The sequence below is a fragment of the Fibrobacter sp. genome (assembly GCF_045601785.1).
Taxonomy (GTDB): domain Bacteria; phylum Fibrobacterota; class Fibrobacteria; order Fibrobacterales; family Fibrobacteraceae; genus Fibrobacter.
On the sequence record NZ_JAZSAF010000023.1, the window covers coordinates 97203 to 108881 of the forward strand.

The following is an 11679-nucleotide window of genomic DNA, read 5'->3' on the forward strand; positions in this document are numbered from 1 at the left end:
ATAAACGCAGGAGGCCCTACACCTTGCAATTTCCGATAAAAATATGTATTTTAGTAAATGTATGTAAAAATATAAAAATTACCTACATTTACAAAACTGAGAAAAAGATGGCAATCCTATATAAACAGTGCCTTGAAAAGTACGGTTCCGACTACCAAATCCAGCAGGAAATCCTTGCCGGTAGGCTTTTCAAGTTGGAAAAGGGTGTTTACTCTGAAAAAAAATATGAATCCGCAATGGTGGTTGTTTCGGTGAAATATCCCAAAGCGGTGTTTACCATGGATTCCGCTTTTTACCATTACAACCTGACAGATACGATTCCCGAAAAATACCATTTGGCTACCGCGAAAAACACAAGGCAAATCCGGGATTCGCGCGTGGTGCAGAAGTTTGAGAATAGCGACACGCTTTATCTTGGCGCAGAAAATGTGGAGTTCGACGGTGAAACTATTGTCATGTACAATCGTGAAAGGATGCTGCTGGAGCTTCTTCGCAACAAGAACAAGTTGCCTTTTGATTACTACAAAGAGATACTGGGGAATTACAGGCACATTCTTTACGAACTGGATACGCAGCTAATTCAGGATTATTTACCACAGTTTCCAAAATCCAATATGATTAGTCAAGCCCTGCAACTGGAGGTCTTTTGATGAATCTTCAAGAAACTGTTCAGGTTGAGATAGAAAGAGGCCTTTCGGATTTGAACGCAAGGGCGAAGGTCTGCCAAGACATTGTGCTGAAGTCCATTGCTTTAGGAGGGCTGAACAGGAACATCACCGTCAAAGGTGGTGTTGTAATGAGGGCGAAAACTGGGAACATCCGTAGGGCGACTCAGGACTTGGATATTGATTTCATTCGCTATTCCTTATCGGACGATTCCATTGATGACTTTATCGCAAAAATGAATACGCTTCAAGGCGTTTCCGTTAAGCGGACCGGAAAAATTGAGGAACTGAAACAGCAGGATTACAAGGGGAAGCGCGTTTACGTAGAGATTTCTGACGATTCGGGCTTCAAGATAAAAAGCAAGATTGATTTCGGCGTTCACAATAAACTGGATATTGCTCAAGAAGAGTATTGCTTTGATATCGCATTTGACGAGAGTGGAGCTAACTTGCTGATAAATTCAAACGAACAGATGCTTGTTGAAAAACTGCGTTCACTCCTGAAATTCGGGACCAACTCAACCCGGTTCAAGGATGTTTTTGACATTTTCTATTTAAGCCAACATGTTGAATTGCTGAAGTTGAGACGGTGTATGGACGCCTATATTATTGGCGATGTGCAGATGCTTGAAAATAGTGGGCAAGACGTGCTGAACCGAATCCGGCGGATATTTTCCAATAAAAACTATTTGAAGCAGATGGATGAATCGGGCAAAAACTGGCTGGATGTACCCGTAAATGAGGTTGTGGAAGGGATTCTTGATTTTTTTGAACGTCTTTGATTAAAAGATAAGGTTATATTTATGCAGAACCCGTTCAAGGATCTGCAATGGCCGAACCGAATATCAACATTCCCGAACGCAAGACGCAGGCAAAGGTAATCAAGTTCTTCAAGGACGAATTGCATTACGATTACCTGGGCAATTTGTGCGAAGTGGCAAACAAGAACATTCGCGATGATGATCTGTTTGCATTCTTGGTGGGCCAGCAGCACTATTCGGAAACGGTCGCACGCAAGGCCATCGCCGATTTGCAACATGCGGCGGGCGACTTACAGCAAGGTTTATATTCTGCGAACAAGACGGTTTACAATTTACTGAAGTATTCGCACCCTGTTTCTGATGCGGATGGCGAAAATATCAGCGTTTATTACATTGATTTTGAAAATCCGGCCAACAACCATTTTGCCATTGCCGAAGAGGTGACGGTTAGCAGTTCTTTCGGTTCCAAGCGCCCGGACCTTGTCGTTTATATAAACGGCATTGCGGTTGCGGTGATTGAACTCAAGAAGAGTTCCGTTTCTGTTGCCGATGGCATTCGGCAGAACTTGACAAACCAGAAGCAGGAATTCATCGAGTCGTTCTTTACTACGATTCAGTATTGCTTGGCGGCAAACGAAAGCGAAGGTGTCCGCTACGGGACAATCGCCACGCCAGAAAAGAAATATCTGACCTGGAAACAGGAGGCGTTCCGTGAACGCTTGCAGGAACTGGACGACAACGATTTGATTATCGATGATAAGAGTTCGTCGTTTGACGGCGTTCTCTTCGAGAGTCTTTATTCGCTGTTCAACAAGGTCCGCTTCCTAGACTTGATTCATAACTTTATCATTTTTGATAATGGTGTAAAGAAGGTCTGCCGCTACAATCAGTATTACGCAATTCACCGCACGTACAACAGGATTACCACGCAAAAGAAGGGCGGTATTGTATGGCACTCACAGGGTTCGGGCAAATCGCTCACGATGGTCTGGCTTGCCAAGCGATTGCTGTTGAACAATCCGAGCCGCAGGATTTTGATTGTCACTGACCGCGACGAACTAGATGACCAGATAGAACAGTTGTTCAAGGGTGTGGAAGAAAAGATTATTCGCACCAAGAGCGGTCGCGATTTGTTGAACCGTTTGAATTCTACCGAAGGTGCTATCATTTGTTCGTTGGTTCACAAGTTCGGTCGCCGTGGCGGCGAAGTTACTGATGGCGATTACGAGAAGTTCTTGAAAGAAATCAAGGATTCGCTCCCGCCTAACTTTAGCGTGAAAGGTGATTTCGTTGTATTCGTGGATGAGTGCCACCGCACACAATCGGGCAAGTTGCACAAGGCGATGACGGCTTTGATGCCTAAGGCGATTTTCGTGGGCTTTACCGGCACACCGCTTTTGAAGAAAGACAAGAAGACGAGTCTGGAAGTTTTCGGAAGCTACATCCATACGTATAAATTTGATGAAGGGGTGCGCGACCACGTGATTCTTGACTTGCGTTACGAAGGTCGCGATGTCCCGCAAGATTTGCGCTCCCGCGAAAAGATTGATGAATGGTTTGATCTGAAAACTCGTGGCATGACGCCTGTCGCGAAGGCGAAACTGAAAGCCCGCTGGGCGAATATGCGCACGGTTTATTCGTCTTACGACCGCCTGAAAGCGATTGCGAACGACATTATCCTTGATTTTGCAAAGGATGCCCGTTTGGCGGAAGGTCGCGGAAACGCTATCCTTGTCGCGGATTCCATTTTTACGGCTTGCCGCTTCTACGAAATTTTTCAGGCATTGGGTTTTAAGAAATGCGCTATCATTTCTTCTTATACGCCGAATCCGGGCGACCTGCGTACCGATACGGTGAGCCTCGATGAGGACACGGAAACTTTCAGGAAATACCAGATTTACTTGAAGATGGTCGAAGTCGAAGAAGGCGACGATACCTCCCGCATCGACAAGAAGGTGGAAACTTTTGAAAAGGAAGCCAAACGCAAATTCGTTGAAGAACCGGCTAATATGAAGTTACTTATTGTAGTCGATAAGTTGCTGACCGGTTTTGATGCTCCTCATTGCACATATCTGTATATCGACAAAAAGATGCAGGACCACGGCTTATTCCAGGCGATTTGCCGCGTAAACCGTTTAGATGACGAAACGAAGCCCTTCGGTATCATCATTGACTACAAGGAGCTTTTCGACGATGTGACCGACAGTATGAACAAATACACATCGGGTGCATTCGAAGGCTACGATGACAGCGATGTCAATGGCTTGATTAAGGACCGCGCGACTGAAGCCGAGAAATATTTCAACAAGATTCTTGAAGAAATCGAGACGCTTTGTGAAGACGTGAAGCCGCCTAAAGATGAGTCGGACTATATTCACTTTTTCTGTGGCGAAAATATCAGTTGGTTGAACAATCCGGAAGAATTTGAGGCACTTGCCCGCCTGCGTGAACGATTCTATTCGTTGGCGAGTAGTTTGGCTCGCGCGTTTGCCGAGTTGAAATCGCAAATTCTGTCGTTGCCCTATACCGAAGCCGAATGGAACGAAAAAGAAAAGCGTACCAATGATTACGTGAATTTGCGTCAGGTGATTATGCAGGCGAGTGGCGACTTTGTTGATTTGAAAGCTTGTGAACCCGACATGCGCCACCTTATTGACAATTACATTGCCGCTGGCGATTCGACAAAGATTATTGAATTTGACGACACGACTTTGCTGGATATCATTGAACTTTGCAAGTTTGATTTGACGGCTGGCAAGAAGAAGGTCCGCGAAAGCGCTGCCGAAAAAATCGAAAATAACATCCGCCGTAAAATCGTTGACCAGATAAATGTCAACCCTGCGTACTACAACAAGATGTCAGAAATTCTTGACCAGTTGATTGAAGAACGCAAGAACGGCCTGATTGAATACAAGAAGTTGCTGGAACGCTATATTGAACTCGCCAAGATGGTGAATTCATCGGCCGCAAGCGAAGATTATCCGGCCTCCGTCAAGGGAAGTGCCGTAAAGCGCGCGATTTACGATAACTGTGGAAACGATGAAGAGTTGGCGAATAAAATTTACGATGCAGTCATGAGTAGCATGCAGGCGGATTTCCGCAACAGCCCTGTGAAAATCAACAAGATTAAGCGTGCTCTTTCCGAGGTCTTGGACGATGATGCGGAAGTTGATCGCGTTTATGAACTCATCAGCAAGCAGAGTGAGTTCTAATGCGGATGCAAGTGTCGGGCATTACAGTTGCCGTTATAAAAAAGGATATCAAGAACATTCACCTTTCGGTGATGCCGCCCGATGGCGCTGTGCGAATTTCTGCACCGCTGAACCTTTCTGACGAATCCATCAAGATTTTTGTGCGCACCAAGGTTGCCTGGATTAAACGCCAACAAGAGAAATTTGCAAATCAGGCTCGCTTGAGCGAACGTGAATATGTTTCCGGCGAATCCATTTTTATTTTCGGACGTCAGTATTATTTGCGTGTAGAACATGACCGTGCAAATGGATTTGTAATAGACGGGCAAAATGTGGTTCTGACTGTTCGCGAAGCAAGTACCGCACAACAGCGCGAAAACTACGTGAACGAAAAACTTCGCGAAATGCTTGTCGCCGAAATTGAAAAACGCTTGCCCGCATGGGAAAAGAAAACGCATCTAAAGTGCAACGGTTGGCAGACAAAAATCATGCAGAACAAGTGGGGCAGTTGCAACCCCGCAGGGAAACTCTGGTTCAATCTGCATTTGGCGCATACGCCTATCCGCTGCCTGGATTACGTGATACTGCACGAACTCCTGCACCTGAAAGTCCGCCATCACAACAAAGATTACATCGCACTGCTCGACAAGTACATGCCCTTTTGGCAAGAAGTCCGCAAAGAACTCAATGATTTTGTCCTCATGCCGATGAAGTAAATCAGATGAATGATATTAAAGGAGAAATATGAATATTGAATTGAGTAATAACACATGCAAAAAACTTCCTTTAGAATTATTTAGTTATCTGAATGTTATAGAGATTGCTGAGGAGTCCAAAACATATAGCGATTTTAAATCTGTTTTGACTAAGCTCGGCATAGACAATAGTTTTTTGAAAAAGCCTCCTTTCTGTCACTTGAAATCAAACGCATATACATGGGAATATTGTGTTTTGGGATTTTGGCTTTCAAAATGTGGGAAAGAGTTGTCAACTCCACAATATAATAACTTGAAAGCATCTCATAAAGGTTTGGATATATATGGAAAAAAAAGAAAGCGTGGTAATAAGAAGAAAAAAATTTGGGAAAGTTTTTATAACTGGACTTTTACAGAAGAAGAACGTGATTCTAAAGAAATATTGACATTAGAAAAAAAGGTTGCACCTTTTGCTAAATATCTTTGTACAAAGCAAAGTGCATTAAGGGTAATAGAACCAGAACATATTAAATCATTTAAGAATGCGGCTAATGCCTTCTTATCATATTTATGTAATGATGTGGACCAAACGGCTATAATAAAGATTGCTAAACAACGAGAAACCGATATTCGGTTATTTCAATTGTTGACATTGACAAAAAGTGAACATGACAATCACATATTTGTTGTTTCATTGCTTTTTTGCATGTATGGCTATAAAAGTCATTTGACATCGGGCGGGATTAATGTGGAATTGGGAAAAAAAGTTGTTGAAATTCTTAAAGATAATCAGGTGCCGGATGAAAGTTTTAAGGAAACTTTAATAAATAAACTTGAATCGAAAATTGAAAATGCTAAAGAAAATAGATTTACCCCACCCTATGTCTCTGTTTATAATAAAGTTAAAAAGCTGAATATTCAAAAAAGGTTAACTCTCTGGCTTAATTTGATTAATGAGGCGTTTGATGCAAGCCAAAAAAAATGAATTTTATATTGCAACATATAGTGCGCATTGCTCTCTTTTAAATGAAATTGCAAAAAAAGGGGATATCAAAAAAATATATGTCGATGCAGGTGGAATGAGTGTTCCATATTCTTTAAAGGATATGGATTATTTGGAATGTTTTACTCCATGTACAAAAAAGACTTTGCATGCCAAGATTGTTTTGGAAAAAAATGTCAACTCCAATTTCGTTTGGCTTTGGACGGGAAATTTACGAAAAGCAACATTCGAAAGTCAAAATATTCTAATGTATTTACCTATTTCTAAAGGCCATTTAAAAACATTAGAGAACGAATGGTTTGGTAAAGTTCCTGAAAATCATATAGTCTTTACCACTGATGGTGATAAAATAACTAATGCAGAGATTCTGCCGAAAGATAATAAAAAAAATATTTGGGGGGCTTTGGAGGAATCGGTAAATGCTTGTACAGATCCTGGTGAAATTACGGATATATATGCTTTTTCTCCATGGGGCTCAAAAGAATTTGTCAAAAAGGGTTTAGATTTCTTTTCAGAAGCAAAAATCCATTTGTATACTAGAGCGGAAGATGCGAAAAATCCGTTGTGGGTGGATTACACTCCCAAAAAGAATAAGGATCGAGTGCTGCGATTTGTATCAAAAAAAGAGTTTCCCCATTACAAATGCATATTTGCATTGAGCAAAAAGAAGATTGTTTGGTGCTATATAGGATCCGCAAATTTTACGCAATCGGCTTTTTTTTCAAATAAGAATGTTGAGTATGCATTATTTTTTGAGAAGATTAATGATGCAATAAAAGAGTTATTTAATTTCATATCAAATGAAGTAAATTGGTGCAAGCGAAAGCCATTATCAGGCAATGAACAAGAATATGATGAAGACGGACGACAATACAATAACGAATATGCGGTAAATGAAAATTTTGAAGAAAGAAGAATATCAAAAGCTTTTCAATCATATTACACAACGAAAAAAAGCCAGAAAGAACTTGATGATGCTTATGCAAAAGATACTGTACTTTCTAGAAAATTCTGTTTAGATGAATCAAAGAAAGAAAAAAAATACAGATTTAAGGTGTTGTATGTGGGGAAATATATTTATAAAATTTTGATTTTGGACTCGGGATATTGCATTTCTATTTCTAGAACAATAAAACAAGACTATCCATTAAATGCATCTGATGAAAATCGCATTTTTGATGACCTAAAAAAAGATTTTGATGGAACGGGGAAACCGCTGTCAAAGGAGAAAAAAGGAAAACAATTGGTGCATAACCGTAATTTACGATTTCCTATAAAATATGCAATGGATCCTGCTAATAAGGAAACTATTAAACGATGGTTTCAATCGCTTTCTAAAATTAAAGAAAAAGATATTAGAGATGAAGATAATTTAAAAATGTATAAAATTTGGTTCCCCTTGCTGAAGAAAATTGTAAAAGGTTAAAAATGGATAATCTAATCTTAAAAGCGCAAAAAGCGGCAATTCTTTCTTTACAAAGTGCAATACAAAGTTTTTGTGCTTCAAAGAAAATGAAAACTCGCGTAATTCCTCTAGCTATTCCCACGGGGTGGGGTAAAACTAAAATTGCTGTTCAAAGTGTGTTCAAAGCGGATTATCAGGGTCGGTATGAAACGTATAAACCAACATTTATTTTGTGGCCGCAAAAGGAAAGTCATATTGAAGGAGTATGGGGTGGTAAAACTGAATGGGACGGGATAGATGACGATGGGCGTGTACCGACAAAACTTGTTGAGTGTGACGACTTCAAATCAGACGATTATTATTCAATAAATGATACACTTCGGTTTCGTAATTTAAGAAAAAAAACAAAAAAAACAGCTCAAAAAGTAGCGTTCTTTTCTAAAAAGTTGTCATGCTTGATAAAGCAAACGACAGGCCCAATTGTATTTATAATTGATGAATGGCATTCAAAAAAAATTATTGAAACCTATGAAGAAAGGAAATATAATGAAACTCCGGAAGAATTTTGGCGACATTATTTATTACAAGAAAATACAAAAAAACAAGGAAGAAAACGCAAATTGTTTGTCTTGTTGTTGTCTGCTACACCAATTGCGACGACCGCCGCAATGGATTCAGCTCCTTCTGAGATAGAAAAAAAAGACGGGGCGCAAGAGGAAATTGCAAAATCTGTGAAAAGTTTTAATGAACTTACTCGGGTTGGAAATCAAAATAGGCAGTACAACCTTTACCAGATTTATCCAGATCTTATTGACGAAGAGGCTGAAAAATTGGGAAAATATACAGGCGTAAAACTGCCGAAAGTCAAAGGGAAAGATACTTGGGCGAATCAATATATTTCTTTAGATACTTCAAAAATTTCTATAAAGAGACAATACGAAGAAGAACAGTATGAGTTTGTAAAAAATGAAAAGGACCTAAAATTTAAAACGTTCAAGCAACTCCTAAAGCGAAATCCAAATAGAAAGTTTGTTGTGTTTTGCCATTATAAAAAGGTTGCTTTGCAACTGCAAGAAAGACTAGGAAAGAATGCTGTCTTCTTAAGAAATAGTGGGAAAGCAAGATTGGACGAAATAAAAAAATTTAATGAATCGCCTATAAATCAATCTTTTCAAGTGATGATTTTGATGGATTGCGATTCTCAAGGCATCAGTTTGCATCAATCTAACGCGTGGCTTGTTCATTATGAATTATCATGGAATCCTATTAGAATCATACAGCGTTATGGACGTGTTTGGCGATTGAGATTGAAAGACAAAAAAAATGAAGAATCTCTAGAATTGACATGTCCTAAATCTTTTTATGTGCCATTTACATATTCTGGAGAAGAGGAACAACTTAATAGATTGTATCGTCGATGGGATTTTTTATCAAAATTAAGTAAAGATAAAGACGGAGAAAGTAAAAGCAGTTCGCATAAGCCGCTTATGAATTTAACTCCTATTCCGTATAAAATTGCGCTAGGAAGGCGTTTAACTCCGAAACCATAATATTTTTTATTTCTTCCTCAGCTTCCCGCCGGCGAATACTACCAGGAGGGCTCCAGCGGCTACGCCGCCGACTTTCTTGAGGTCGCTCCAGAATTGCCGCCGCTTTGCCTTGCACTGCTCGCAAAGCTTTTCGGTGTCTTCGGGCTTGTCGCAGCCGCACTTCTTGCATTTGTTCCAGAGTTTTTGAGTCATAAGCCTTTCCTCATTCCTCGTATTTTCTGCTTGTGCATCGCCTTGAGCCTTGCCCTGTCGCTGTTAAGGGCGGCAATGATTCGGGCGGCGCTTTCGATTTCTTGGATGTTCATTCGTGTCGGCAGGTTCCTGTAGAACTTCTTGAAATCCCTGTCGCAGATGGTTCTTTCGGGGATTCTGTCGCTGAGTTTCGCGTTGTTCCCGAATATCACGAGGTCGATGAACTTGTCCTTGAGTGCCGGGAACTTTTCATGTAGGGCCATGATATGCCCGTAATTCTGGTGGTGCGGATTCTTCATCGAGTATTTCTTTTTGCCCCAACTCGCGATTACAGTCCATTGCTTGTCGTAGGCGCTGCCGACAATCAGCCCGATGTATGTCTTCTTTTCTACGACGAGGATGCCTTTCTCGGTCACGGCGATAATGTCGATTTGCTGTACGCCATGGCTCCCTTCCACATAGACATCCCTGAAGACTGTGCCCTTGCTGATGGCGCAGATTCTGTTTGCCGTGTGCTTCTCGCCGATGTGCCCGACAATCTGGTTCTGGAAGAACCACATGCAAAAGACAATAATACCGAGAATGACTATAAACGTTATCATGCAATAGTCCTACTCAAAATACAAATGGAAATTACTCCACCTTTCTAGAGAATGTATCCCATCCTCAATAAAATTCCAGGTCTCCGCATAGTCCCCAGGAACTGCAAAATCCTTAGACTTGATAAACTCTAGAAATGCTTCGGGAGCGTCACCATACAGGTCATCGAATTGGTCGGCCAATGCGTTCTTTTCGCTGGTGGTTAACTCCCTAGCTTCGTTATGCAAAACGTGTTCCTGATTCCGCGAGAAATAGAACATCTTGTACGGTTTCTTGTTGATTTCCGTCTTGCTTCTGAGAAGTTTTACAAGCCCGAGTTTCTTCTGGTTGCGTTCTACAATTTTCTCAATATCGTCGGTTTGTATGTTTTGCAATGTGTATTGTATATGCGTTGCTTCGGCGTTATTGATGACGGCTGTATTGGGAATAAATGCGCCATCGGTATCAATCAAGTGAACAATTTCCAATAAGTCGGATGCTTTGAAATGGTACCGTTCTTGCGTGAACTTCACGATTTCGTTGATACGGCGAATCACATTGGACGCATTGACATCGTCCTTTGTCGTGATGTCGCCTTCGGTGATGGCGAAGTGAATCTTTTCATTGCTGAGAATGGCGTCAAGGACTGTGCCCAAGGCGGTCTTGTCGGTAATCCCCTCGACAATGAACAAGATGACTTTCTTAGTTTTTCCCATTGACGATTTTTCCCGCCTTTCTGAATGCTCTGGCAATCTTGAAATGGTTGGTTTCTTGGTAAATGGGGTCCTTCTGTCCGCCGAGGCTGATGCTTCTCAGGTAAACGCTGCGCGGATTGTTGTTCGTCTGCAATCCGGAAAGTCGCGTGTAGCGATTTTCGGGGTTCGTCGTCGTGAAAATCAGGGATTCCTTCTTGATCATTTCTAGGGGGCGTAGATTGTGCGAGGTGAACAGCAGTTTGCCATTCGCCTTCTCCTCGATAATCTCGAGAATTTCGCCCAGCAGGAATTCGAAAACGCCAGCATCCAGTTCGTCAACGGCAAGGAACGTTGAGGGATTGTTATAAACCGAGATGAGCAGGCTAAGGATAGAGATAATCTTCTTGATGCCCTCGGATTCAAACAAGAGCGGGATGGCGGGATTGTCGTCCCTTTGGGAAAGCAGTTCGAAACGAATGCCTTCTTTTCCATCGGGAGTCTGCTGCGGCCCTTCGTTTTGCACAACAACTTTCAATCCGGGGACAATTTCTTGAAGAACGATATTCAACTCAGTGAAGGTGTTGCTGATGATATCAAATATCGGTTTGCTATAAACTGTTGGACTAGTTAGCGATATTTGGATTGTTCCGTACGCCAGATTTTCCTTTTCCTTGTGTTTGAAATTAAATGGAAGCGAAAAATCAAGGTTGAACGGACCGTTGCCATTGTTTCTGATGACAAAGAGATTCTCGTTAGCAAAGTGTTTCAGTTGTTCAATGGTATTGATTCTTTCGACATCAATAAGCTGTGACTCGCGGACAATTTTCGAAAAGTCATTCGAGAAAATAAAAGAGCGCCTTTCCTTGCCGGCAATTTCACGAAGAACGCCGAGCTTGATGGCGTAATCCTTATTGGAGATAATCGTTTTCCAGTCGGCTGCCGG

The 11679-nt window shown here is 41.4% G+C and carries 11 protein-coding genes; 7 read left to right on the top strand and 4 right to left on the bottom strand.

Annotated elements, in window-relative coordinates; translation table 11 throughout:
• The first annotated feature begins 107 nt into the window (after positions 1-107).
• The 7 genes from ACKI61_RS04065 to ACKI61_RS04095 are packed head-to-tail and all read left to right on the top strand — an operon-like array spanning position 108 to position 9270.
• Entirely contained in the window at positions 108-650 is a 543-nt protein-coding gene (locus ACKI61_RS04065; protein ID WP_407456505.1) for a hypothetical protein, read from the top strand.
• Complete coding sequence (locus ACKI61_RS04070; protein WP_407456506.1) at positions 650-1447, top strand: nucleotidyl transferase AbiEii/AbiGii toxin family protein; 798 nt, start codon at positions 650-652, stop codon at positions 1445-1447. The genes ACKI61_RS04065 and ACKI61_RS04070 overlap by 1 nt, the downstream gene beginning before the upstream one ends.
• A 47-nt stretch (positions 1448-1494) precedes the next feature.
• Entirely contained in the window at positions 1495-4638 is a 3144-nt protein-coding gene (locus ACKI61_RS04075) for a type I restriction endonuclease subunit R (protein WP_407456507.1), read from the top strand.
• Positions 4638-5333 carry a M48 family metallopeptidase gene (locus ACKI61_RS04080; protein WP_407456508.1) on the top strand — a complete coding sequence of 232 codons (696 nt, stop codon included), beginning with the start codon at positions 4638-4640 and terminating at the stop codon, positions 5331-5333. The genes ACKI61_RS04075 and ACKI61_RS04080 overlap by 1 nt, the downstream gene beginning before the upstream one ends.
• A 28-nt stretch (positions 5334-5361) precedes the next feature.
• On the top strand, positions 5362-6297 hold the full coding sequence (locus ACKI61_RS04085) for a hypothetical protein (RefSeq protein ID WP_407456509.1): 936 nt from the start codon (positions 5362-5364) through the stop codon (positions 6295-6297).
• Positions 6278-7741 (top strand): hypothetical protein, encoded by a 1464-nt coding sequence (locus ACKI61_RS04090; protein WP_407456510.1) that lies wholly within the window; start codon positions 6278-6280, stop codon positions 7739-7741. The genes ACKI61_RS04085 and ACKI61_RS04090 overlap by 20 nt, the downstream gene beginning before the upstream one ends.
• A 2-nt stretch (positions 7742-7743) precedes the next feature.
• Positions 7744-9270: a helicase-related protein gene (locus tag ACKI61_RS04095; RefSeq protein WP_407456511.1), complete on the top strand. Its 1527-nt coding sequence runs from the start codon at positions 7744-7746 to the stop codon at positions 9268-9270.
• A 6-nt stretch (positions 9271-9276) separates the two neighbouring features.
• Here ACKI61_RS04095 and ACKI61_RS04100 read toward each other — a convergent pair whose 3' ends face one another.
• From ACKI61_RS04100 to ACKI61_RS04115, 4 genes are all read right to left on the bottom strand, one after another.
• Positions 9277-9462: a hypothetical protein gene (locus tag ACKI61_RS04100; RefSeq protein ID WP_088628998.1), complete on the bottom strand. Its 186-nt coding sequence runs from the start codon at positions 9460-9462 to the stop codon at positions 9277-9279.
• On the bottom strand, positions 9459-10064 hold the full coding sequence (locus ACKI61_RS04105) for a nuclease-related domain-containing protein (RefSeq protein ID WP_407456512.1): 606 nt from the start codon (positions 10062-10064) through the stop codon (positions 9459-9461). The genes ACKI61_RS04100 and ACKI61_RS04105 overlap by 4 nt, the downstream gene beginning before the upstream one ends.
• A gap of 9 nt (positions 10065-10073) precedes the next feature.
• Complete coding sequence (locus ACKI61_RS04110) at positions 10074-10757, bottom strand: hypothetical protein (protein WP_407456513.1); 684 nt, start codon at positions 10755-10757, stop codon at positions 10074-10076.
• On the bottom strand, positions 10744-11679 hold a 936-nt coding region (locus ACKI61_RS04115), incomplete at its 5' end, for an AAA family ATPase (protein WP_407456514.1). The genes ACKI61_RS04110 and ACKI61_RS04115, both read right to left, overlap by 14 nt.